Source organism: Streptomyces sp. NPDC030809 (assembly GCF_055572195.1).
In genome coordinates this window covers 178,323-202,422 of sequence record NZ_JBVIDV010000012.1, presented here as the reverse complement: position 1 = coordinate 202,422, position 24,100 = coordinate 178,323, and the positions used below count along the sequence as shown (strand labels likewise).

18 protein-coding genes are annotated in these 24,100 nt (G+C 72.0%); 6 read left to right on the top strand and 12 right to left on the bottom strand.

Annotation, left to right across the window (positions count from 1 at the left end; genetic code table 11):
• Positions 1 to 21: 21 nt before the first annotated feature.
• The 8 genes from ACZ407_RS18245 to ACZ407_RS18210 all read right to left on the bottom strand — a co-directional run bounded on the left by ACZ407_RS18245 (position 22) and on the right by ACZ407_RS18210 (position 12,036).
• On the bottom strand, positions 22 to 948 hold the full coding sequence (locus tag ACZ407_RS18245; protein WP_468129264.1) for a GNAT family N-acetyltransferase: 927 nt from the start codon (positions 946 to 948) through the stop codon (positions 22 to 24).
• Between the two features lie 127 nt (positions 949 to 1,075).
• Positions 1,076 to 2,116, bottom strand: a complete 1,041-nt coding sequence (locus tag ACZ407_RS18240) for an ABC transporter ATP-binding protein (protein ID WP_468129262.1) — start codon at positions 2,114 to 2,116, stop codon at positions 1,076 to 1,078.
• Positions 2,109 to 3,167 (bottom strand): ABC transporter ATP-binding protein, encoded by a 1,059-nt coding sequence (locus tag ACZ407_RS18235; protein WP_468129260.1) that lies wholly within the window; start codon positions 3,165 to 3,167, stop codon positions 2,109 to 2,111. The genes ACZ407_RS18240 and ACZ407_RS18235 overlap by 8 nt, the downstream gene beginning before the upstream one ends.
• An 11-nt stretch (positions 3,168 to 3,178) precedes the next feature.
• The gene (locus ACZ407_RS18230) at positions 3,179 to 4,120 is read right to left on the bottom strand and encodes an ABC transporter permease (RefSeq protein ID WP_468129258.1); all 942 of its coding nucleotides are present in this window, start codon (positions 4,118 to 4,120) and stop codon (positions 3,179 to 3,181) included.
• Positions 4,113 to 5,045, bottom strand: coding sequence for an ABC transporter permease (locus tag ACZ407_RS18225; protein ID WP_468129256.1), 933 nt, complete (start codon positions 5,043 to 5,045; stop codon positions 4,113 to 4,115). The genes ACZ407_RS18230 and ACZ407_RS18225 overlap by 8 nt, the downstream gene beginning before the upstream one ends.
• Positions 5,046 to 5,212: 167 nt before the next feature.
• The gene (locus ACZ407_RS18220) at positions 5,213 to 6,847 is read right to left on the bottom strand and encodes a peptide ABC transporter substrate-binding protein (protein ID WP_468129254.1); all 1,635 of its coding nucleotides are present in this window, start codon (positions 6,845 to 6,847) and stop codon (positions 5,213 to 5,215) included.
• A 432-nt stretch (positions 6,848 to 7,279) separates the two neighbouring features.
• Positions 7,280 to 9,178: a translational GTPase TypA gene (typA, locus tag ACZ407_RS18215; RefSeq protein WP_468129252.1), complete on the bottom strand. Its 1,899-nt coding sequence runs from the start codon at positions 9,176 to 9,178 to the stop codon at positions 7,280 to 7,282.
• A 380-nt stretch (positions 9,179 to 9,558) separates the two neighbouring features.
• Positions 9,559 to 12,036, bottom strand: a complete 2,478-nt coding sequence (locus tag ACZ407_RS18210) for an ABC transporter family substrate-binding protein (protein WP_468129251.1) — start codon at positions 12,034 to 12,036, stop codon at positions 9,559 to 9,561.
• A gap of 340 nt (positions 12,037 to 12,376) precedes the next feature.
• Here ACZ407_RS18210 and ACZ407_RS18205 point away from each other — a divergent pair, with 340 nt between their 5' ends.
• From ACZ407_RS18205 to ACZ407_RS18180, 6 genes are all read left to right on the top strand, one after another.
• Entirely contained in the window at positions 12,377 to 12,607 is a 231-nt protein-coding gene (locus ACZ407_RS18205) for a hypothetical protein (protein WP_468129249.1), read from the top strand.
• Positions 12,608 to 12,824: 217 nt separating this feature from the next.
• Positions 12,825 to 13,646: a hypothetical protein gene (locus ACZ407_RS18200; protein WP_468129247.1), complete on the top strand. Its 822-nt coding sequence runs from the start codon at positions 12,825 to 12,827 to the stop codon at positions 13,644 to 13,646.
• A gap of 18 nt (positions 13,647 to 13,664) precedes the next feature.
• On the top strand, positions 13,665 to 15,602 hold the full coding sequence (locus ACZ407_RS18195; protein WP_468129245.1) for a fumarate reductase/succinate dehydrogenase flavoprotein subunit: 1,938 nt from the start codon (positions 13,665 to 13,667) through the stop codon (positions 15,600 to 15,602).
• Entirely contained in the window at positions 15,599 to 16,372 is a 774-nt protein-coding gene (locus ACZ407_RS18190; protein WP_468129243.1) for a succinate dehydrogenase/fumarate reductase iron-sulfur subunit, read from the top strand. The genes ACZ407_RS18195 and ACZ407_RS18190 overlap by 4 nt, the downstream gene beginning before the upstream one ends.
• 217 nt (positions 16,373 to 16,589) lie before the next feature.
• Positions 16,590 to 18,731 (top strand): TPM domain-containing protein, encoded by a 2,142-nt coding sequence (locus ACZ407_RS18185; protein ID WP_468129241.1) that lies wholly within the window; start codon positions 16,590 to 16,592, stop codon positions 18,729 to 18,731.
• A 106-nt stretch (positions 18,732 to 18,837) separates the two neighbouring features.
• Positions 18,838 to 19,557: a PspA/IM30 family protein gene (locus tag ACZ407_RS18180; RefSeq protein WP_468129239.1), complete on the top strand. Its 720-nt coding sequence runs from the start codon at positions 18,838 to 18,840 to the stop codon at positions 19,555 to 19,557.
• A gap of 61 nt (positions 19,558 to 19,618) precedes the next feature.
• On the opposite strand, the gene ACZ407_RS18175 is transcribed toward ACZ407_RS18180, so the two are convergent.
• From ACZ407_RS18175 to ACZ407_RS18160, 4 genes are all read right to left on the bottom strand, one after another.
• Complete coding sequence (locus ACZ407_RS18175) at positions 19,619 to 22,225, bottom strand: SpoIIE family protein phosphatase (RefSeq protein WP_468129237.1); 2,607 nt, start codon at positions 22,223 to 22,225, stop codon at positions 19,619 to 19,621.
• 190 nt (positions 22,226 to 22,415) lie between these two features.
• Entirely contained in the window at positions 22,416 to 22,853 is a 438-nt protein-coding gene (locus ACZ407_RS18170; RefSeq protein ID WP_468129235.1) for an ATP-binding protein, read from the bottom strand.
• A 414-nt stretch (positions 22,854 to 23,267) separates the two neighbouring features.
• On the bottom strand, positions 23,268 to 23,690 hold the full coding sequence (locus tag ACZ407_RS18165; protein ID WP_468129233.1) for a (deoxy)nucleoside triphosphate pyrophosphohydrolase: 423 nt from the start codon (positions 23,688 to 23,690) through the stop codon (positions 23,268 to 23,270).
• Positions 23,691 to 23,724: 34 nt separating this feature from the next.
• Positions 23,725 to 23,910: an SPOR domain-containing protein gene (locus ACZ407_RS18160; protein ID WP_468129231.1), complete on the bottom strand. Its 186-nt coding sequence runs from the start codon at positions 23,908 to 23,910 to the stop codon at positions 23,725 to 23,727.
• Positions 23,911 to 24,100 lie beyond the last annotated feature (190 nt).

Genomic DNA, 24,100 nt, shown 5'->3' with positions numbered 1-24,100 from the left:
ACACCGGGGGGCGGGGGCCCGTCAACTCAGGACGACCTCCCAGGTGTCCACCGCGTAGTGGCGTCCCATGCCGTGCGCCTCGTACAGGGCGAGGGCCCCGGTCTCGTTGCGCGTGTCCACGCCGAGGCCCAGGGTGTCCCGGCCGCGGGCCGCGTACACGGCGAAGGCGTGCCGCAGCAGGAAGCCGCCGACCCCCCGGCCGCGGGCGTCCTTGCGGACTCCGAGGCTGCGCACCCAGCCCATCCGGTCCCGGTCCTTGCTGATGCACATCCCCACGTCCCCGCTGCCCTCCAGGTGCGCGATCCACACCAGGGACCAGTCCATGCCCGGGCGGGCGGCCCCGATGTCGCCGAGCCACTGCTCGTACGTGCGCGGCTGGTGGTCGAAGTGCTCGGCGAAGCTGTCCGTGTACAGGGCGTGGGCGGTCCGCCGGTCGGCCTCGTCCGTGCAGTCGCGCAGGGTCAGCCCGGCGGGCGGGGCGGGCGGCCGCCCGTCCTGTGCGCGGAGGGCGCGGGTCATCACGTGGTACCGGCGGACCCGGCCCCAGCCGCGGCGCAGCAGCAGGGCGGGCTCGGTGGTGGGCGAGCTGTTGAGCTGGAGGTGGACCACGGCCCGTGCGGCCCCGGCGGCGCGGGCCCGCTCCAGCGCGCGGGCCTCCATCAGGACGAGCAGCCGCTCGGCCGCCGCCGCGTGTCCGGGCAGGGCGTAGTGGTCGGTGTCGATGCGCTCGGGGTCCCCGTCGCACCACAGGCAGGCGTAGGCGACGAGCCGGCCGTCCTCGAAGGCCAGCCAGGAGTCCCGGGCCAGGTCCATCTCGGGGTGCAGCAGGTCCGCTTCCACCTCGGCGAGGTCGGTCTCCGGGCGTCCGATCTCCACGAGGTCGATGGCGTTCATCAGGGCGCAGATGCCGGTGGCGTCGTTCGGGCCGGCAGGCCGTACGGTCAGCATCCGCCCACTGTGGTACGGGAATCCCCGGCCGGGCAAAGGCTTTTGGCGGCGGGCGGGGCCGGGAAAAGCCGCGAGGGCGCCCGGCCGCGGCTGCGGCACGGGCGCCCTCGGGCGCGTACGCGGTGGATCAGGCCGACAGGACGGCCCGCTCCTCGGCGAAGTGGCACGCCGACTCGTGGGCGGCGAGCGAGTCCGAGCCGGCGAAGCGCTCGGGGATCGCCAGGAGCGGCACCTCGGTGGCGCACTTCTCCTCGGCCTTCCAGCAGCGGGTGCGGAAGCGGCAGCCGGACGGCGGGTTCGCCGGCGACGGGACGTCACCGGTGAGGATGATCCGGTCGCGGTTGGCACGGGCCTCGGGGTCCGGGACCGGGACGGCCGACAGCAGCGCCTGGGTGTACGGGTGGGTGGGGTGGTCGTAGATCTGGGCGTCGGTGCCGATCTCGGCCATCTTGCCCAGGTACATGACGCCCACGCGGTCCGAGATGTGCCGGACGATCGACAGGTCGTGCGCGATGAAGATGTAGGAGAGGTTGAACTCGTCCTGCAGCTTCTCCATCAGGTTGATGACCTGCGCCTGGACGGACACGTCCAGGGCGGAGACCGGCTCGTCGCAGATGATGATCTCGGGGTTCAGCGCGAGGCCGCGGGCGATGCCGATGCGCTGGCGCTGGCCGCCGGAGAACTGGTGCGGGTAGCGGTTGATGTACTCGGGGTTCAGGCCCACCACGTCCAGGAGCTCCTGGACCTTGCGGCGCCGGTCGCCCTTCGGGGCCACCTCGGGGTGGATCTCGAAGGTCTCGCCGATGATGTCGCCCACCGTCATACGGGGGTTCAGCGAGGTGTACGGGTCCTGGAACACCATCTGGATGTTGCGGCGGACGGCCTTCAGCGCGCGCCCGGACAGCTTGGTGATGTCCTGGCCCTTGTAGAAGACCTCGCCGGCCGTCGCCCGCTCCAGGTTCATCAGGAGCTTGGCGATGGTGGACTTGCCGCAGCCGGACTCGCCGACGATACCGAGGGTCTCGCCCTGGTAGAGGTCGAAGGAGACCCCGTCGACGGCCTTGACCGCGCCGACCTGCTTCTTGAACAGGATGCCCTGGGTCAGCGGGAAGTGCTTGACCAGGTTGCGCACCTGGAGGATCGGCTCGCCCTTGGTCAGGTCAGCCATGGATCGTCTCCTTCCAGAAGTGGCAGGCGCTCTTGCGGCCCGGCAGCTCGCGGCCGTCCTGCTCGGTCACCGCGTGCAGCACGGGGATCTCGGAGCTGCAGATGTCCTGCGCGGCGGTGCAGCGCGGGTTGAACGCGCAACCGGACGGCATGCGCAGCAGGTTGGGCGGCAGGCCCTTGATCGCGAAGAGCTCCTGGCCCTTCTGGTCCAGGCGCGGGATCGACTCCAGCAGACCCTTGGTGTACGGGTGCGCCGGGCGCGAGTAGATCTCGTGGACCGGGGCGGTCTCGACGATCCGGCCCGCGTACATGACCGCGATCTTGTCCGCGACGTCGGCGACCACGCCGAGGTCGTGGGTGATCAGGATCAGGCCCATGTTCATCTCGCGCTGGAGCTCCGCGAGCAGGTCCATGACCTGGGCCTGGACGGTCACGTCGAGAGCCGTGGTGGGCTCGTCGGCGATGATCAGGTCCGGCTCCAGGGCCATCGCCATGGCGATCATGATGCGCTGGCGCATACCGCCGGAGAAGTGGTGCGGGTAGTCGTCCACGCGCGCCTTGGCGGCGGGGATCTTCACCCGGTCCATCAGCTCGATGGCCTTGAGCTTGGCGTCCTTCTTGGACATGCCCTGGTGCACGCGGAACATCTCGCCGAGCTGGTAGCCGACGGTCAGCACCGGGTTCAGGGAGGAGAGCGCGTCCTGGAAGATCATGGCGATCTTCGAGCCGCGGATCTTCCGGCGCTCCTCGTTGCTCATCTTGAGCATGTCCTGGCCGCGGAAGAAGATCTCGCCCTGCGGGATCTTGCCGGGAGGCATGTCCAGGATGCCCATGATCGCCTGCGCGGTCACGGACTTGCCGGAGCCGGACTCGCCGAGGACGGCGAGGGTCTCGCCGGCCGAGACGCTGTAGTTGACGCCGTTGACGGCCTTGGCCACGCCGTCGCGGGTGTGGAACTCCACGTGCAGGTCGCGGACTTCGAGGAGCGGACCCTCGTGGTCCCCGCCGTTACGCGGGGCCGGGACCGTCGCGGTCTTGTCGATGGTGGTCACGTACGCCCTCCTCAGCGCATCTTCGGGTCGAGGGCGTTGCGCACTGCTTCGCCGAGCATGATGAACGCCAGCACGGTGATGCTGAGCATGATCGACGGGTACAGCAGGATGTGCTGGGCCACGCGGATCTGGTTGGCACCGCCCGAGATGTCCACACCCCACGAGACGGTCGGCGACGCGAGGCCGAGACCGAGGTAGGACAGGGTGGCCTCGGCGCCGATGTAGCCGCCGAGCGCGATGGTCGCGACGACGATCACGGGGGCCATGGCGTTCGGAAGGATGTGCCGGAACAGGATCCGGACGGTGCCGGCGCCCAGGGCCTGGGCGGCGTGCACGTAGTCGGACGCCTTGACGGTGATCACGGCACCGCGCATGACGCGGGTGATCTGGGTCCAGCCGAGGAAGGCCAGCGCGAAGACCACGGTCCAGACGGTCCGCTTGGTGAAGGCCTGGAGGACCACCATCGAGCCGAGCAGGAACGGGATGCCGAAGAAGATGTCGGTGATGCGGGACAGCACCGCGTCCACGACGCCGCCGAAGTAGCCGGCGATCATACCGACGACGCTTCCGACGAAGGTGACGATCAGCGTCACGGCCACACCCACGATCACCGAGGCACGGGTGCCGTAGATGAGACGCGCGTACACGCTGCGGCCCTGGCCGTCGTAGCCGAGCCACTCGGGCGAACCGATCTTGCTCAGCTCCGGCTTGCTCAGGAAGTGCTTGACCAGGTCGCCCGTGGTGGGCGAGGCGCTGGTGAACCAGCTCGGGAACGCGGTGATGAGGAGCAGGAGGAAGATCAGCACCGCGGACACGACGAAGTACGGGTTGCGGCGCAGGTCCACCCACGCGTCACCCCAGAGGCTGCGGGCCTTCTCGGGCTTCTGCGCGGGGACGGCGACGGGCACGGCCTCGGCGGACGTCTTGTCCGCGGTCTTGGTGATGTCAGGCATAACGGATCCTCGGGTCCAGGACCGCGTAAAGGAGGTCGACGAGCAGGCTGGCGATGAGGTACACGACGACCAGGACGGTGACGATGCCGACCACGGTCAGGCCTTCGCGGCGCACGATCGAGTCGTAGATCAGGCCGCCGACACCCTTGACGTTGAACATGCCCTCGGTGACGACCGCGCCGCCCATGAGAGCACCGATGTCGGTGCCCAGGAAGGTCACGACGGGGATCATCGAGTTGCGCATGAGGTGCACGCCGATGACGCGGTTCTTGGGCAGACCCTTGGCGACGGCGGTGCGGATGTAGTCCGCACGCAGGTTCTCGGCCAGGGAGGTGCGCGTCAGACGGGCCACGTATGCGAGGGACAGCGCACCCAACACGATGGCCGGAGCAAGGAGCTCACCCCAGGTCTCATCCTCACTGACGTTCGGCTCGATCCATCCGAGCTGGAAGGCGAAGACCGTCTTGATGATGAAGCCGAGCACGAAGACCGGGACCGAGATGATCAGCAGCGTGAAGATCAGGACCAGGTTGTCGGCGAGACGGCCGGCCTTGAGGCCGGCGACGATGCCCAGCCCGAGACCCAGCACCATTTCGATGAGGAACGCGAACATCGCGAGCCGCAGGGTGACCGGGAACGCCGCCCCGATGACCTCGGTGATCTCACGTCCGCTGCGGATCTGCGTACCGAAGTTGAACTCGAACATGATGTTCGAGATGTAGTTCCAGTACTGCTGAAGGATCGGCTGGTCCAGGCCGTACTCGTGCCGGAGTCTGGCAAGAGTGGCCGGGTCGGTGCCCTTGTCCCCGAACAGGCCGGCCACGGGGTCACCGGGCAGGCTGTACACCATCAGGAAGATGAGCAGGGTTGTCCCGAAGAAGACCGGGATCATCTGGAGCAGTCGTCGTGCGACATAGCGCCCCATCGTGCCTCCGATTGAGAATGCGGCAGGAGCCAGGGCAGGCCCTTCCCGGTGCGCGTGCCGGTTTCCCGCACGCCGCACCCCGGAAGGGCCCCCCGTTCACTGCGTATAGGCCGGATGCGGGCTGACTCCCCGTCAGCCCACATCCGTACAGCGGACTACGTCAGTGACTACTTCTTGACCTCGACGGTCTCGAGGATCGGGTCGCCGTCCTGCGCGTACTTGACGCCGGAGACCTTCTCGGAGTAGCCCGCGTTGACCTTGTAGTACCAGAGCGGGATCGACGGCATGTAGTTGACCAGGCTCTTCTCGATCTCCTGGTACGCCTTCACCGACTCGTCGAGGGTGGCCGCGGTGTCCGCCTTGGTGATGGCGGCGTCCAGCTCCTTGTTCGAGAAGTCACCCTGGTTGCCCGAGGCGCCGGTCTGGAACAGGTCGCGGAGGAAGTTCGCGTTCACCGGGTAGTCGAGGACCCAGCCGGAGCGGTAGATCGACTTGACCTGCTTCGACTTGCGGGCCTGGAGGTCGGCCTGGAAGTCGGGCTTGGCGTCGCCCACGCACTTGACGCCGGTGGACTGGGTGATGCTGTTGCAGACAGCCTCGACCCATTCCTTGTGGCCGCCGTCGGAGTTGAACTGGATGGAGATGGCGTTGCCGGGAACGCCGCCACCCTGCTTGATGAGCTCCTTGGCCTTGGCCGGGTCGAACTTGGTGATCTCGGCCGCGTTCGGCTGGTAGCCGAGGACGCCCTTGGCGACCCAGCCGGTGGCCGGCTCGCGGGTGCCCTGGAGCACCGTCTTGGTGATGGTGTCGCGGTCGATCGCCATCGACAGGCCCTGGATGACCTTCGGGTCGACCTTCTTGGTCTTCCACTGCGGCGCGTAGTACGCGATCGCGAGGGTCTGGACGGCGGAGTACGCCTGGTCCACGGCGCGGTCGCCGAGGTCCTGGCGGTAGACCGGCAGGTCCTTCGGGGCCAGCTGGCGCAGGACGTCGAGGTTGCCCGACTTCAGGTCCTCGTAGGCGGTCTCGAGGGTGGTGTAGTTCTTGAAGATCACACCACCGTTCTTCGCCTTGTTGTCGCCCTTGTAGCCGTCGTAGCGGACGATCTTGATCTGCTTCTTGTGCTCCCACGAGTCGAACTTGTAGGGGCCGTTGCCGATCGGCTTCTCGCCGGCGGCCTTCGGGTCCTTGTAGAACGACTCCGGCAGCGGGGAGAAGACCTCGTAGCCGAGCTTGTACGCGAAGTACGGGATGGCCGCGGTCAGCTCGATGGTGAAGGTGTTCTCGTCGAGGACCTTCAGGCCGTCCAGCTTGTCGGAGGTGGGCTTGGCGCCCTCCTTCTCCGGGTGGACCTTCTCGAAGCCCTTGATGTCCGAGAACCAGGAGGCGTTGCCCTGGTTGTTGGTGATGGTCGCGGCCCAGTTCCACGCCTTGACGTAGGACTCGGCGGTCACCGGGGTGCCGTCGTGGAACGTCCAGCCCTTCTTGAGCTTGACGGTCCAGAGCTTGCTGTCCTTGGTGTCGACCGACTCGGCGTTGACCATGGTCAGCTTGCCGTCTTCGGTGTAGTCGACCAGCTGCGAGAAGAGACCGCTCAGGACGATCGAGCCGTTCGACTCCATCGTGTCGGCCGGGTGGAGGAGCTTCTCCGGCTCGCCCGTCTCGACCGAGAAGATGCCGTTGGGGTCAACGGCGCCCTTGTCGGAGCCCTTGCCCTCGTTGTTGCCCCCGCCACAGGCGGTTGCTGCCAGGGCCACGACGATCGCGCCCGCTACCCACTTGGCGCTCTTGGCACCGCGCATGGGTTTCCTCCTCATGAGTCCACTGTTCGACATGAGGGACCCCGGTCTTCTGCCGACACCCCTGACGGCAAGTGGACCGATGTCCCGAGTGTGCTCGTGAGTCGGCGCTCCCCACAGCGCTTGACCCATTGACCCGAGCTCAATGGAGCCATCCTCAAGGACAACCCGGACCGTAAACCACACTTAAGTGGTCTCGTTTTCACAACATCAACCCATGGCCGAAAACCGAAATCCGGACATATGGATCACAGACAGACACACCCGAAACGGACGGTTAGCGCACGTTCCGGAGCGTGACGGCCGATAGTCGGACACGAGCGGACACGTGAACGCAATAATCCGTTTGACAGACGCGAACAGCCCGCCCCCGCACGGAGACCGTGCGGGGGCGGGCTGCAGGAACGCGTGGATCCGCGGGGATCCGGGTGGAGCTTACTTCTTGGCGCGCGAGGCGGTGCGCGAACGCTCCTTCTGGTCCAGGACGACCTTGCGGATGCGCACGGCCTCCGGGGTCACCTCGACGCACTCGTCGTCGCGGCAGAACTCCAGGGACTGCTCCAGGGAGAGCTTCCGCGGCGGGACGATCGCCTCGAAGGAGTCGGCGGAGGAGGAGCGCATGTTGGTGAGCTTCTTCTCCTTGGTGATGTTCACGTCCATGTCGTCGGAGCGCGAGTTCTCGCCGACGATCATGCCCTCGTACACCTCGGTGCCGGGGTCGGTGAACAGCACGCCGCGCTCCTGCAGGTTGGTCATCGCGAAGGCGGTGACCGCACCGGCGCGGTCGGCGACCAGCGAACCGTTGTTGCGGGTCTGCAGCGGGCCGAACCAGGGCTCGTGGCCCTCGTGGATCGAGTGCGCGATGCCGGTGCCGCGGGTCTGGGTCAGGAACTCCGTACGGAAGCCGATGAGGCCGCGGGACGGGACGACGAACTCCATGCGGACCCAGCCGGAGCCGTGGTTCGACATGTTGTCCATGCGGCCCTTGCGGACGCCCATGAGCTGGGTGACGGCGCCCATGTGCTCCTCGGGCACGTCGATCGTCATGCGCTCGACGGGCTCGTGGGTCTTGCCGTCGACCTCCTTGGTGACGACCTGCGGCTTGCCGATGGTGAGCTCGAAGCCCTCGCGGCGCATCTGCTCGACCAGGATGGCGAGCGCGAGCTCACCGCGGCCCTGGACCTCCCAGGCGTCCGGGCGCTCGGTGTCGAGCACGCGGAGGGAGACGTTGCCGATCAGCTCGCGGTCGAGGCGGTCCTTGACCTGGCGGGCGGTGACCTTGCGGTCCTTGACCGCGGCCTTGGCGTCCGCGCCCTTGCCGCTGCCGCCGCGGCCGACGAGCGGGGAGGTGTTGGTGCCGATGACCATGGAGATGGCCGGCTCGTCCACCGTGATCAGCGGCAGCGCGACCGGGTTCTCCGGGTCGGCCAGGGTCTCGCCGATCATGATGTCCGGGATGCCGGCGACGGCGCAGATGTCACCGGGGCCCGCCACCTCGGCCGGCTTGCGGGTGAGCGCCTCGGTCATCATCAGCTCGGTGATGCGGACGTTCTGGATGGTGCCGTCGCGCTTGATCCACGCGACCGTCTGGCCCTTGCGCAGTTCGCCCTGCTCCACGCGGAGCAGCGCGATGCGGCCGAGGAAGTTGTCGGCGTCGAGGTTGGTGACGTGCGCCTGGAGGGGCGCCTCCTCCTCGTACGTCGGGGCCGGGACGTGCTCCAGGATGGTGGAGAAGAACGGCTCCAGGTTGTCGCTGTCCGCGGGGACGGTGCCGTCCTCCGGCTTGGTCAGCGAGGCGATGCCGTCACGGCCGCAGGCGTAGACGATCGGGAACTCGATCTGGTCCTCGTCGGCGTCCAGGTCCAGGAACAGGTCGTAGGTCTCGTTGACGACCTCGTCGATCCGGGAGTCCGGGCGGTCCGTCTTGTTGATGCAGAGGATGACGGGCATCCGGGCCTGGAGGGCCTTGCGGAGCACGAAGCGGGTCTGCGGCAGCGGCCCCTCGGAGGCGTCCACCAGCAGGACGACGGCGTCGACCATCGACAGGCCGCGCTCGACCTCGCCACCGAAGTCGGCGTGGCCGGGGGTGTCGATGATGTTGATCGTGATGGGCGCCCCGCCGTCCTTGGGGTGGTACTTCACCGCCGTGTTCTTGGCGAGGATCGTGATGCCCTTCTCACGCTCCAGGTCGTTCGAGTCCATCATGCGGTCGTCGAGCTGCTGGTGGGCGGCGAAGGCACCGGCCTGCTTGAGCATGGCGTCGACGATGGTCGTCTTGCCGTGGTCGACGTGGGCGACGATGGCGACGTTACGAATATCGTGGCGCGTGGGCATACTTCGGCGCTTCTCCCGGATCGTGGATTGGCGTCGCGTACGGTCCGGCACGCGAGCCCGCCGGGCGGAAAACCTGCCACGGCCTTACCCCATCGTACGCCGAATGGCGGGAACCGCTCGCCGGGGGGTCTGTCAAGAGGCCGGACGGAGGTTGTTGCGCCGGGGCGACGGCCGGGCGTGGCCTGGTGTTCGGGCGGGGTGGGCCCTGCGTTCACGGGGTGGAGCGGCGGTACGGGTCGTACGGGCTACCGGGTCAATGGTGGGACCGACCTTGCCCGCCGGGGCCTCCGGCGGGCAAGGAACTTGAGCCACTTCTGAGCTTCCGGGGCGCCGGGCCGGACCCCGGCCGGCCGGCGCCGGCCGGCGCCTGCCGGCGCCGGCTAGCGCCGCTCGGCTCCGGCCGCGGGCTTCCGCCAGCCGATGTCCTGGTAGCGCGGGGTCGCGAGGCCGAAGGCGCCCGCGTTGGCCACGGCCGGGCGGACGGCCACCAGCTCGGGCCGCTGGTAGAGCGGGATGGACCCGGCCGCCGCCCAGATCCGGGCGTCCGCCTTCCGCATCAGCTCGCGGGACTCCTCCTCGTCGAGCTCTCCGATCGCCTGGTCGAACAACTGGTCGATGTGGTCGGTGCCGACCCGGGTGTAGTTCTGCTCGACGAGCAGCGAGCCGTCGGCCGCGGGCTCCGGCTTGGCGAAGATCGGCCGGGCGTCGGTGGCCGGGAAGGCGCTCGCGGGCCACGAGTACAGCGCCAGGTCGTACTGGCCGGAGGCGATGTGGTCCTTGAAGAAGGACTCGTCCGCGACCTTGGTCAGCTCCGTGCCGATCCCGATCTTCCGCAGGGTCCGGGCGATCCGCTCGCCGACCGTCCGCAGGGACTCGGAGCCGGGCCCGGCGGGGAGCACGAAGCGCAGGGTGAGCGCCTTGCCGTCCTTGGCCAGGAGCTGCCCGGAGGTGCGGACCTGCCGGGCCGGGACCGGGGCCCTGGTGCCCTGGGGGGCGTAGGCCCCGGCGAGCGGCTCGGCGGCGCCGGCCCGCGGCTCCCGGGCCGCGGCGCGCAGCCCGGCCGACGAGTCCGCGGATTCGTCGGCCGGCTTCTTGCCGTCGTCGCGGCCGCTGTCCGCCCCGGCCCGGCCGAGCGCCTCGGCCTGGGCGATCAAAGCCGCGCCCTGGCCCTCGGCGAGGGGTGCGGGGGCCATCGCGGCCGGGCCGCCGGCCCGCTCGCTCGCGGTGTCCGCATCGACGACCTCCCCGTCCGGGGCGCCGCCGGAGCCGGGCCCGTACTCCCCCTCGGGGAGCGCGCGGGACTGCCGTACGGGCCCTTCGGGGCGGCCGCGGAGGTTCTTGCCGTCCGCCGCGCCGCGGCCGCCCCCGCCCTCGTTCTTGTCGTCCTGGCCCACGATGTACAGCCCGTCGTTGCCGGTGCCGGGGCCCGCCGCGGGGGTCTTCCCGTCGTCGCCGGTTGCGGTGTCGGCCTCGGCGCCCGCCTTGGCCTCCTCGGGGGTGCTGCTCAGCGGTCCGCCGCGGCGCCAGCCCGCGTCGGCGAGCAGGGCCTGGGCCGCCTCCGGGTCCCGGCCGCCGAGGGCGTCGCTGTTGTCGGCGTACACCTTCTGCCCGGCCAGGGCGAGGTGGCTGCCGACGGGCCGGGCGGGCAGCCCGAGCGGCTTGAGGACGGCCTCGGCGAGCTCCTTGCGGTCCAGGGCCCGGGCGATGGCCCGGCGGACCCGTTCGTCGCCGAGGGGTCCGGAGGCCCCGTTGAGGGCGAGCTGCGTGTAGGCGGGCTCCAGCGACTTGCGGACCTGGTAACCGCGCAGCGCCGCCTGCTCGGCGGCGTACGTGCGGACCGCCGCCGCGTTCCTGAGCCGGGCGGCCCGTTCGGCCTCGGCCTGCTCCGGGGCCGAGCCGTGGGCGATCGCCCAGGACATCAGGGCCTGGCCGGCGGTGGTGCGGGCGCCCGGGCCGTGGCGCAGCGGACCGCCGGCCCCGGACCGGCCGCGGTCACGGGCCGCGAGGGCGATCCGCTCGGCGCCGGAGCGGTCGATTTCGGCCAGGTCCACCTTCCCGGCGGCCAGGGCGGCGGCCCGCTCGGCGCGCGGCACGGCGGTGAGCACGAGGGTGTCCAGCTTGGCGGGGGCCCCCCACCAGCGCGGGTTGCGGGAGAGGGCGACGGTGCCGGCCTTCTTGTCGATGGCGCCGAGGGTGAAGGGGCCGGCGGTGACCTTCAGGGCGCCGCGCGCGCCCTCGTTGAAGGCCTCGGGGCTGCCGGTGACCTGCTTGGGGTAGAGCGGGGTGAAGAGGGACTGCCAGTCGGCGTACGGCTTGGCGAAGGTGACCTTGACCTCCAGGTCGTTCGCCCCGCGCTCGATCTTCTCGATGCGCTCGTAGCCGGCGTTGCGGGCGGTCCAGAAGGCCGAGTCCTTGCCGTTCAGGGCCCGCCACTGGGCGACGAAGTCGGGTGCGCCGATCTCCCGCCCGTCGCTCCAGACGGCCTGCTGGTTCAGCTTGTAGAGGACCACCTGCTGCGGCTCGGTCTCGATGACCTCGGCCTTCTCCAGGTAGTCGGGGTTGGCCACCGTACGGCCGCGGGCGTCGAGGGTGAACAGGGCGGGCAGCACGGCGCCCGCGATCCGGGAGGTGGTGGCGTCGGCGTCGGCCTGGAAGGTGTTCAGCGTTTCCGGGAGTGCGTCCACGGCCCAGCGCAGCACCCCGCCGTCGGCGATCTGGTCGCGCGCGGAGGCGCGGATGTCGGGGGGCGCGGCGGCGGGCCCGGCCGCGGGGTCCGGTGAACCGCAGCCGGCGAGCAGGGGCAGCGCGAGTACGCCGGAGGCCAGGAGCGCCAGGGAGCTGCGCCGTCGCTGCGACATGGGTGTCTACCTCCGGGGCGGGCCGTGCATGATCACGGATGGCGGTATTTGGAGCTGATCACACTGGTGACCGGACCCACTCAAAACGACCGCCCGCCGCGGCCTCCGGAGCCGGGCCGCGCCACGCCGCGAACCCCACCCGTGCGGACCAACCGGGGCGGGCCGGCCGCGCAGGGCGTTCCCTCGGGCGAGGGACGAGAATGGAGCCGGGAGGGGCGCACAGGTTGCGCCTGCGCGCCCGGAATCGCTGCACGTCCCTTCACAAGCGGGGACGGGAGGCGCGACACTCGCAGGCGCACATGAGCGTTGCCACCGCAACCTGCGGAAGTGAGGGCAAGTCATGTCCCTGCAAGACGATTTGAATGCCGTACGCCGCAACCTCGACGAGCTGACCCGCAAGGTGGAGCAGCTGGAGCGCAAGGAGAAGGCGCAGCGGCAGCAGCCGGGCGGCCGGGCGGCTCCGCCCGACCGGTCGGGGATGGTCACCATCCCCGACACCCCGTACGACAGCAGCCTCTGGGCGGACTCGGACGACGAGGGCCTCGGCGCCCGCGACCGCCGGGCCCCCTGATCCGGAAGCCGCCGGCGCCCCCGCGCCGGCGGCCCGCCCGTCCGCCCGCCCGCCGGACCCGGCCGGAACCGGACCGGCCGGAGCCGTACCCGTGCAGAACCCGTACCGGAACCGCATCGACCCACCCATCAGACCCAGCCGTCCGGCCCGCGCCGGGCGGCTGGGTCTCCTGGGCCACTCCTGACCACTCCACCCGGAGTCACCCCCGGAGTCACCTTTGGCCACAGGCACCGAACCACCCGCCCGGCTCACCGGCGTGCACCACGCCTCGCGGGCCTCGATCCCGGCCCGCCACCTGCGCACCGACCGCTGGTGGCTGGCCCCGGCCGGCACCGCGGCCGGCCTGCTCGCCTTCGTCGTCTACTCCACCTGGCGGGCCTTCGCGAACGCCGACTACTACGCGGCCCCGTACGTGTCGCCCTTCTACTCGCCCTGCCTGGCGGAGAACTGCGTCCCGATGCGCGGCGGCCCCAACTGGGAGCTCTTCGGCAGCTGGTGGGGCCTGTCCCCGGCGCTGCTGATCCTGGTCTTCCCGCTCGGTTTCCGGCTGACCTGCTACTACTACCGCAAGGCCTACTACCGGGGGTTCTGGGCCTCGCCGCCCGCCTGCGCCGTCGCCGAGCCGCACGCGCAGTACACGGGCGAGACCCGCTTCCCGCTGGTCTTCCAGAACATGCACCGGTACTTCTTCTACGCGGCGCTCCCGGTCGCCGGCATCCTCACGTACGACACGGTCCTGACCTTCCGGGATGCGCACTACGCCTGGGGCCACATGGGCCTGGGCACCCTGATCTTCCTCGCGAACATCGTGCTGATCTGGGCGTACACCCTCTCCTGCCACTCCTGCCGGCACATCATCGGCGGCCGGCTGCGGCACTTCTCCAAGCACCCGGTCCGCTACCGGCTCTGGGGCCTGGTCGGGAAGCTCAACTCCCGGCACATGCTGCTCGCCTGGTCCTCCCTGGTGAGCGTGGCCCTGTGCGACTTCTACGTCTACCTGCTGGCCACCGGCGCCTTCGACGACCCGCGCTTCTTCTGACGAAAGGTGCCTTCCACCATGACGCAAGTCGACCGGCAGCAGTGGGACGTGATCGTCGTCGGGGCGGGCGGCGCCGGACTGCGGGCCGCGATCGAGGCCCGCGAGCGGGGCGCCCGTACGGCGGTCATCTGCAAGTCGCTGTTCGGCAAGGCCCACACGGTGATGGCCGAGGGCGGGATCGCCGCCTCCATGGGCAACGTGAACGAGCACGACAACTGGCAGGTGCACTTCCGCGACACCATGCGCGGCGGGAAGTTCCTCAACCAGTGGCGGATGGCCGAGCTGCACGCCAAGGAGGCCCCGGACCGGGTCTGGGAGCTGGAGACCTGGGGGGCGCTCTTCGACCGCACCCCGGACGGGCGGATCTCGCAGCGCAACTTCGGCGGGCACGAGTACCCGCGCCTCGCGCACGTGGGCGACCGCACCGGCCTGGAGCTGATCCGCACCCTCCAGCAGAAGATCGTCCAGCTCCAGCAGGAGGACTTCAAGGAGACCGGGGACCACGAGTCCGGGCTGAAGGTCTTCCAGGAGTGCACGGTCACCCGCGTCCTCAAGACTGCTTCCGGCAGCGGACCCGCCGCGGGTGACCGGGTGGCGGGGGTGTTCTGCTACGAGCGGGAGTCCGGCCGGTTCTTCGTGCTGGAGGCGCCCGCGGTGGTGCTCGCCACCGGGGGCATCGGCAAGTCCTTCAAGACCACCTCCAACTCCTGGGAGTACACGGGGGACGGGCACGCGCTGGCACTGCTGGCCGGGGCCCCGCTGCTGAACATGGAGTTCGTGCAGTTCCACCCGACCGGCATGGTCTGGCCGCCGTCCGTGAAGGGCATCCTCGTCACCGAGTCGGTGCGCGGCGACGGCGGGGTGCTGCGCAACTCCGAGGGCAAGCGGTTCATGTTCGACTACGTGCCGGACGTCTTCAAGGAGAAGTACGCGGAGTCCGAGGAGGAGGGCGACCGCTGGTACGAGGATCCGGACAACAACCGGCGCCCGCCCGAACTCCTGCCCCGCGACGAGGTGGCCCGGGCGATCAACTCCGAGGTGAAGGCGGGCCGCGGCTCCCCGCACGGCGGGGTGTTCCTGGACGTGTCCACGCGGATGCCCGCGGAGCGGATCCGGCGCCGGCTGCCGTCCATGTACCACCAGTTCAAGGAGCTGGCGGACGTGGACATCACGGCCGAGCCCATGGAGGTCGGCCCGACCTGCCACTACGTGATGGGCGGGGTGGCGGTGGACTCGGAGACGGCCGCCACGGTCGGGGTGCCGGGCCTGTTCGCGGCGGGCGAGGTGGCCGGCGGCATGCACGGCTCGAACCGGCTGGGCGGGAACTCCCTGTCCGACCTGCTGGTCTTCGGGCGGCGGGCGGGCCTGCACGCCGCCGCGTACGCAGCCGAGCACGCGGGCGGTCCGGGCGGCCGGCCCGCGCCGGCGCAGCGGGAGATCGACGCGGCGGCCGCGGAGGCGCTGGCCCCCTTCCACGCCGAGGAGGGCGCCGAGAACCCGTACACGCTCCACCAGGAGCTCCAGCAGACGATGAACGACCTGGTCGGGATCATCCGGCGGGACGCGGAGATGCGCGAGGCCCTGGAGCGGCTCTCGGTGCTGCGCGCCCGGGCGGCCCGGGCGGGGGTGGAGGGGCACCGGCAGTTCAATCCCGGCTGGCACCTGGCGCTGGACCTGCGGAACATGCTGCTGGTCAGCGAGTGCGTGGCGAAGGCGGCCCTGGAGCGTACGGAGAGCCGCGGCGGGCACACCCGGGAGGACTGCCCGGCCATGGACCGGGCCTGGCGCCCGGTGAACCTGCTGTGCCGGCCCGTCGTCCCCGCACCCGCGGATCCCGCGGCGGACCGGATCGAGCTGGTCCGCACCGCCACCGAGCCCATCCGTTCCGACCTGCTCGCCCTGTTCGAGAAGGAAGAGCTGGTCAAGTACCTCGCCGAAGAGGAGCTGTACGAGTGACGAGCTACGACGCGAGCTTCCGGGTCTGGCGGGGCGATCCCGAGGGCGGGGAGCTGCGGGACTTCACGGTCGAGGTGCACGACGGGGAGGTGGTCCTCGACATCATCCACCGCCTGCAGGCCACCCAGGCCCCGGACCTCGCCGTCCGCTGGAACTGCAAGGCGGGCAAGTGCGGTTCGTGCAGCGCGGAGATCAACGGCCGGCCGCGGCTGATGTGCATGACCCGCATGTCGGTCTTCGACCGGGCGGACACCATCACCGTGACCCCGCTGCGGGCCTTCCCGGTGGTGCGGGACCTGGTGACGGACGTGGGCTTCAACTACACGAAGGCCCGCGAGGTCCCGGCGTTCGTCCCGCCGGCCGGGCTGGCACCGGGCGAGTACCGGATGCAGCAGGTGGACGTGGACCGCTCGCAGGAGTTCCGCAAGTGCATCGAGTGCTTCCTGTGCCAGGACACGTGCCACGTGGTCCGCGACCACGAGGAGAACAAGCCCGCCTTCGCGGGGCCGCGGTTCCTGATGCGGGTGGCCGAGCTGGACATGCACCCGCTGGACGCGGCGTCCGAACAGGGCCTGGACCGCAAGCGGACGGCCCAGGAGGAACACGGCCTCGGCTACTGCAACATCACGAAGTGCTGCACGGAGGTGTGCCCGGAGGGCATCAAGATCACGGACAACGCGCTGATCCCCTTGAAGGAGCGGGCGGTCGACCGCAAGTACGACCCCCTGGTCTGGCTGGGCAACCGGATCCGGAGGCGGCCCGAGCTGTAGCCCTTCCGGGGGCTCCGCCCCCGGACCCCCGCGCCTCAATCGCCGGCGGGGCTTGATTCCGCCCGCATCTCCCGGCCCCCTGGGGCCGGGGGAGTTCGAGGCGCGGGGTCCGGGGCGGAGCCCCGGTGCGGGGAAGGGGCGGGGTGGGGAGAAGGCCCCCGCGGGGTCACGGCCGCTCCGGTCGCGCCCCCGCACCCCCACCCATACCCTCCCAAATGTGACGCCGCCGAAGAGACGCCCCCGCCCGCGGATACCCCTGCGCACCGCACTCGCCCCGGCAGCAGCGGCAGCCCTGCTGACCCTGGCCGGCGGCACAGCCGCCACCGCAGCCACCCCCGCGCAGGCACACGCGGCCCCCGCCGAGGACCCCGTCACCCTCTCCCGCGACGGCCAGATCACCGACCGCGTAGACGCCCTCGGCCCCCGCAGCCAGGCGGTCGCAGCCGCACTCGACCGCCTGTACACGGCCCGCCGCATCCAGCTCTTCGTCACCTACGTACGCGACTTCGGCGACCGCTCCGCCCAGAGCTGGGCCGACGCCACCGCCGAGCGCAACGGCCTGGGCGACGACGACGTCCTGCTCGCGGTCGCCACCCGGGACCGGCAGTACGCGTACTCCGCCGGCCCGGCCGCCGGACTCACCGCCGCGCAGCTCGCCGAGGTGGCCCGCAACGCCATCGAGCCCGCCCTGCGGCAGAACGACTGGGCGGGCGCCGCGACGGGCGCGGCCGCCGGGTACGACGCGGTGCTGGGCGGGCGCCCGGTCCCGGTGCCGGAGATCACCCCGGGCGATCCCGACCCCGGCGGCGGCGCCGGGACGGAGAGCGGGGCCGGGGACTACGTGCTGCCCGTGGTGGCGGTCGGCGCCGCCGGGGCCCTCGGCGCGTACGCCTACCGCCGCAGCCGCCGCCGCAAGGCTCCCGCCACCACCCCGGGACCGCCCGGCTGGGGCACCCCGGCCGCTCCCCCGGGCCAGGTGCCGCTGCCCGAGCTGGACGCGCGGGCCCGGGCCCTGCTGGTGGGGACCGACGACGCGGTGCGCACCAGCACGGAGGAGCTCGGCTTCGCGACCGCACAGTTCGGCGAGGAGGCGGCCCGGCCCTTCGCCGAGGCCCTGGCGCACGCGAAGGACGAGCTGGTGCACGCCTTCCGGCTGCGCCAGCAGCTCGACGACGCCTATCCGGAGGACGACCCGACCCGGCGGCGGCTGCTCGACGAGATCGTGGCCCGCTGCTCCGAGGCCAACCGGCGGCTGGACGCGCAGTCCGCGGACTTCGACCGGCTGCGCTCGCTGGAGAGGAACGCCCCGCAGGCGCTGGCCGCGGTGGAGGAGCGGTTCCGGGACCTGACCGGGCGGACCGGCACGGCGGAGGCCGTGCTGACCGCGCTGGCCGGCCGGTACGCGGACTCGGCCGCGGCCCCGGTGGCGGGCAACGCCGAACAGGCCAAGGACCGCCTGCTGTTCGCGACCACCGGCCTGGGCGAGGCCCGTGCGGCCCTGGCCGCCGGGGACAACGCCCGGGCCGCCGTGCACGTACGGGCGGTGGAGGGGGCGGTGGACCAGGCGGCGATCCTCGTGGCGGCGGTGGACCGGCGGGCGCAGGAGCTCGCCGAGGCCGCCGGGCGGCTGGACGGGGCTCTCACCGAGACGGACGCCGATCTGGCGGACGCCCGGGGGCTGCTCTCGGGTACCGCCCAGGGCGTCTCCACCGCGGACCTGAGCGGCCGGATCAGCCGGGCGGAGGCGGTGCTCACCGATGTGCGGGCCCAGGTGGCGGCGGGCCGCTACGACCCGATCGACGCGCTGCGCCGGGTGGAGGAGGCCGATGCGGCCCTGGACGAGGCCCTGGCGGGTGCCCGGGAGCGGGAGTCGGGACGGCAGCGGGCCGCGGCCCTGCTGGAGCAGGCGCAGCTGGCCGCCCGCTCCACGATCGGTGCGGCCGCCGACTACGTGACGACCAGCCGCGGGGCGGTCGGCAGCCGGGCGCGCACCCGGCTGGCCGAGGCGGAACGCCGTCTGGCCCGCTCCCGGTCGCTGGCGGGGCAGGACCCGCAGGCCGCCCTGGCGGAGGCCCAGCAGGCGGACGCCCTGGCGCAGCAGGCGCGGGAGCTGGCCGAGCAGGACGTGCAGGGGTACCGGAACCCGTACGGGGGCGGCGGGCAGCGCGGGGGCATGGGCGGCGCGGTGCTCGGCGGGATCATCCTGGGCGAGCTGCTCGGCGCGGGGCGCGGGGGCGGCTCCTCCGGCGGCGGGGGCTTCGGGAGCGGCGGGTCCTTCGGCGGGGGCGGGAGCCTGGGGCCGGGCTCGTTCGGGGGCGGCGGCACCCGCGGCCGGTTGGGCGGTGGCGGCCGCTTCTGACCCCGGCGCGCGCCCCGGGCCGCGGCCGCCGGCCGTAGGAGGGCCCCGGCGTCCGCGCCCCTCCCCTCACACACAGTCCCCCCTCCCCTCCCAGGAGAGCGTGCTCATGAGCAAGCAGACCATCCTCGGCCGCGTCACCCAGCTCGCGAAGGCGAACATCAACGCGCTGCTGGACCAGGCGGAGGATCCGCAGAAGATGCTGGACCAGCTGATCCGCGACTACTCGAACAACATCTCGGAGGCCGAGCAGGCCGTGGCCACGACGATCGGGAACCTGCGGATGCTGGAGCAGGACCACCGGGAGGACGTGGACGCGGCGGCCGAGTGGGGCGGCAAGGCCCTGGCGGCCAGCCGCAAGGGGGACGAGCTGCGGGCGGCCGGGCAGCAGGCGGAGGCCGACACCTTCGACAACCTGGCGAAGGTCGCGCTGGGCCGGCAGCTCCGCTCGGAGCAGGAGGCAGCGGCGGCGGAGCCGGTGATCGCGGGGCAGACCGAGGTGGTGGACCGGCTGAAGGCCGGCCTGGAGTCGATGAAGGCCAAGCTGGCGGACCTCCAGACGAAGCGGGACGAGCTGGTGGCCCGGGCGAAGACGGCGGAGGCCCAGAACACCATGCTGGACGCGGTGAAGAGCATCGACGTGATGGACCCGACGAGCGAGCTGAGCCGTTTCGAGGACAAGGTCCGGCGGGAGGAGGCCCGGGCGCTGGGCAGGCAGGAGCTGGCGGCCTCCTCGCTGGACGCCCAGTTCGAGGCGCTGGACGACCTGGGCCGCGACGCGGAGGTCGAGGCCCGGCTCGCGGCCCTGAAGTCCGGCCGGGCGGCCTGACCCGCCCGGCCGGCCCGCACGCCCGTACGCCCGTACGCGTCAGCCGGGCATGGCGTGCTCGTCAGCCGTACATGCTGAGGAGCTGTTCCGCGGACAGTTCGGCGAGCGGTTCGGCCCCCGGGAGGGGCAGTTCGAACCAGACCGTCTTGCCCCGCGGGGTGCGCCGGGAGCCCCAGCCCGCCGAGAGCAGCCCGACGAGCTGGAGTCCGCGGCCGCCCTCGTCGGTGTCGCGGGCGCGCCGCCGCCGGGGCTGCACCAGGCCGGCGTCCCAGACCTCGCAGACCAGGGTCCGGTCCAGCAGCAGGCGCAGCCGGATCTCGCCCTCCCCGTACCGCAGGGCGTTGGTGACCAGTTCGCTCACGAGCAGCTCGGTGGTGTCCACCAGGGCCTCCAGGCCCCAGGCGACCAGCTTGGCGCGGGCCAGTTCGCGGGCCCGGCCGACCGAGCGGGCCTCGCGGGACAGCTGCCAGTCGCCGACGGCGTCCGCCGGCAGCCCCTGGACCCTCGCCATGAGCAGGGCGATGTCGTCCTCCCCGTGCCGGGTCTCCAGGCTGCCGAGGACGTGGTCGCAGACGTCCTCCAGCGGGCGGACCGGGTCGGTGAGCGCCTCGCGCAGGCCGCGCAGCCCCTCGTCGAGGGTGTGGTCGCGGGACTCGACCAGCCCGTCGGTGTAGAGGGCCAGCAGGGCGCCCTCGGGGAGTTCCACCTCGGTCTCCTCGAAGGGCTCGCCGCCCACCCCGAGCGGCATGCCGGGCGGTATCTCCAGCAGCAGCGGGCCCTCGCCGCCGGGTTCGACGAGCACGGGCGGCATGTGGCCGGCGTTGGCGATGGTGCAGCGCCGGGTCACGGGGTCGTAGACGGCGTAGACGCAGGTGGCGAGGTAGACCTCGGAGAGGTCGGCCTCGCGTTCGCGGCTGCGGGACTGCCGGCTGCCGGAGGCGCCGAGGCCGCGGGCCACCTCGTCGAGGGCGGCGAGCACCTCGGCCGGCTCCAGGTCGAGCAGGGCCAGGGTGCGGACGGCGGTGCGCAGCTCGCCCATGGCCACGGCGGCGCGCAGGCCGCGGCCCATCACGTCGCCGACGACGAGTGCGGTGCGGTGCCCGGGCAGCTCGATGACGTCGAACCAGTCCCCGCCGACCTCGGTGGCCGCGTTCCCGGGCAGGTAGCGGCACGCGATGTCCAGACCGGCCGCCTCCGGGTCGCCGGGGGGCAGCAGGCTGCGCTGGAGGATCAGGGCCCGTTCGTGCTCGCGCCGGTAGAGCCGGGCGTTGTCGATGGAGACGGCGGCCCGGGCGGCCAGCTCCACGGCCACGGCGCGGTCCCGCTCCCCGAAGGGCTCGCTGCCCTTGGTGCGGGAGAACTGGGCGAGGCCGACCACGGTGTCGTGGGCGACCATCGGCACGACGAGGGTGGACTGCACGAGGTCGTCGGGTCCGCCGCCCAGGACGAGGCGGGGCCGGGCGGTGCGCAGGGCGAGGGCGGCGGGCGAGGTGGCCGGGTAGCGGTGGGTCTCGCCGACGGCGACGGGGCCCACGCTGCCGGGCCCGGACAGCGGGGCGTCGGAGACCGCGCTGGCGAAGGCGACCCGGCGGAGTTTCGCGGAGGGCATCCGCAGCCCGCCGCCGCCCGCGGCCGAGGGCCGGGCGGGGGCGCCCGCGGTGCGCACCGGCCGGTCGTCGTCGCCGAGCAGCAGCCCGTGGTACAGGTCCACGGCGGCGAGGTCGCAGAAGCCGGGGACGGTGACGTCGAGGAGTTCGCGCGCGGTGGTCTCCAGGTCCAGGGAGCTGCCGATGCGGGCGCCGGCCTCGTTCAGGAGGGCCAGGTTGCGGCGGACCCCGGCGGCCTCGCGGGCGGCGAGGTGGCGGCGGGTGACGTCGGTGCCGAGGCCGGCGACTCCGACGGGGCGGCCGGAGGCGCCGTGGACGCGGTAGAGGTTGATGGACCAGTGGCGGTGTTCGCGGCTGCCGGGGGCGGCGCCGCTGATCTGGAGGTCGGTGACGGCCTCGCCGGTTTCGAGGACCCGGCGGAGGGCGGCGGCCATCCGGTCGGCCTCGCGGCGGGGGAGGTAGTCGTGGACGGTGCGGCCGCGGTGGTCCTCGGCGGCCCCGCCGAAGACGGTGGCGAAGCGGCGGTTGGCGCGCTGGACGGTGAGGTCGGTACCGAAGAGAAGAAAGCCGAAGGGAGATTGGCCGAATATCGCCTGCGAGGCGGCGAGGTCGGATTCGATCCGCCGCAGGGCCTGTACGTCGACGACGACGCAGAGCGCGGCCCGCTCGCCGAGCTCGGTCTCGGTGGGCATCACATAGATCTCGGCCACGGCCTCGGGGCCGTGGACCCCGTCCGTGCCGGAAGGCATCCGGAACGGAACCAGGCCGGTCCATTCCTTGCCGTCGAGGATCTCGGACATCCTGCGGCGGCCGCCGGGGCGCAGTTCCGCGGGGATGAAGGCCTCCACGGGGTCCCGGCCGACCACTTGGGAGGCGGGCAGGCCGAAGAGCTCCTCGGCGCGCCGGCTCCACTGGTCGACCAGCCCGTCGGGGCCGATCGAGAAGGACGCAACGCGTATGTGGTCATAGATCGAGCCAGGCGGACTGCTGTGCCACACGGCTTCGCGCCACGGCGCTCCGGGCACTTCTACGTGCTGTGCCTGCGCAGGTATTTCGCTCACGCGACCGTCCCCTCCAGCTCACCGCAACCGGACCGGCCTTGGACGAAGTATTCAGCACCACGGCCACGGACGGCACGGCGTTCACGATCACAGCAAGGTCTCGTTCGTTTTCCGCCTGTGATGCACCGGGCCCCGGGCGCCCCGCCGCGGCCTTCCGCGGTCCGGTGATCGTCGGCTTGTCCTCACACTGTTACTCACCAGGCAGGGCCAACTCGAACCACACGGTCTTGCCCGTCTTCCCGTGCCGGGTCCCCCAGCGCTGCGCGGAGACGGCGACCAGGTGCAGCCCGCGGCCGCCCTCGTCCTCGGGCGAGGCGACCCGCTCCCGGGGCGGATCCGGAAGCGGATCGGAGACTTCCACGAGCAGGGCGGGGCCGTGCGCGACCTGGCCCGTGGCCGGATTCTGCCGTACCAGCCGGACGCCGATGGGCCCGGACGCGTAGCGCAGCGAGTTGGTCACCAGCTCGCTGACCAGCAGGACGGTCACGTCGCCGACCGCGTCGAGGCCCCACGAGCGGAGGGCGCCGCGCACGGCGTGCCGGGCGGTGCGTACGGCGCCGGGCTCGGCGGGGAAAGCCCATTCGGCGCTGTCGGCGCAGTCGGATTCGGAATCGATCACGCCGATCACTTCCCGGGCCAGCAGGGGGACCCCAGTCCGGTTCGTCAGGGGGATGAGATGTGGATTAATAGCGACATACCCGATATCCGGGGCGTCGTACCGCCCCGCCACCCACCCACCGGCGCACTGTGGCACGAACGGCGTACACCCCCGGCCCCATGCGCCCCGTGCGGCGTACACGGCGGCAGCCGTGCGCCCGCCCGAGCGCGGCGCACGGGAGCACCCCGGGGCGCGGTCCCCGCCCGGCCCGCAGCCGGCGGGCGGCGCCGGGGCGCTGCCGGTCGGCGGTCGCGGCCGGGGCGGCGCCGGTCGGCGGTCGGCGGTCGGCGGTCGGCGGTCGGCGGTCGGCGGTCGGCGGTCGGCGGTCGGCGGTCGCAGCAGCGTGCGTCGGCGGTCGCGGCCGGGCGGTCCGAGTCGCCGGTCTCAGTCGGCGGTCGGGGCGGCGGTCGGAGCGGCGGCGCGCAGCCGGCGGCCGGCCTCGGCGACCGCGGGGCGGTCCTGGTCGAGCCAGTCCACGGCATCGAGTTCGTCCGGGCCCAGCCAGCGCAGCTCGTCGTGGTCCTCCAGCGGCTGCGGCTCCCCGGAGAGCAGGCGGGCGGTCCACACGTGCAGGACCAGTCCGGGCCTCAGCGGCCACTCCCCCGGGATCCTCTCCAGGGCCTCGGTCTCCACGCCCAGTTCCTCGCGCAGCTCGCGCACCAGGGCCTGGGGCACGGTCTCGCCCGGTTCGGCCTTGCCCCCGGGGAGCTCCCAGCGGCCTGCCAGCTCGGGCGGGGCGCTGCGGCGGGCGGCGAGCAGCCGCCCCTCATGGCAGACGGCTCCGCCCACGACCACTCGTACAGTCATGGACGGAGCCTATGGCACCCCCCGTTGGGGTCCTTCAGTTCGTCGTGGCGGTCTGACCGATCCGCTCGACCCAGTAGAGCTGCCGGTGCCCGTGGTCCTCCAGGCTGGCCGCCACCTTCTCGGCCTCGGCCTGGCTCGGGTACCTGCCCACCCGGTAGCGGTTGCCGTTGTCGTCCTGCCGTATGACCAGCCACGGGAGCTCGGCACCGCTGTCGTTCATCGCGCTTCACCCTCCGCTGACGTCCTCGCCCAGGAAACCGCAATACGCATATGCCTGAGCTTACGCCCGACCTTCACGGAGCGGATACGGGTTTTCACGAAGAGGTACCCCACGGCGTACGCATCCGGCCATGCGTACGGACGCGCCGTGCACGCACCCCCCGGGCGCACGCCGGCGCCGCGACGGGAGT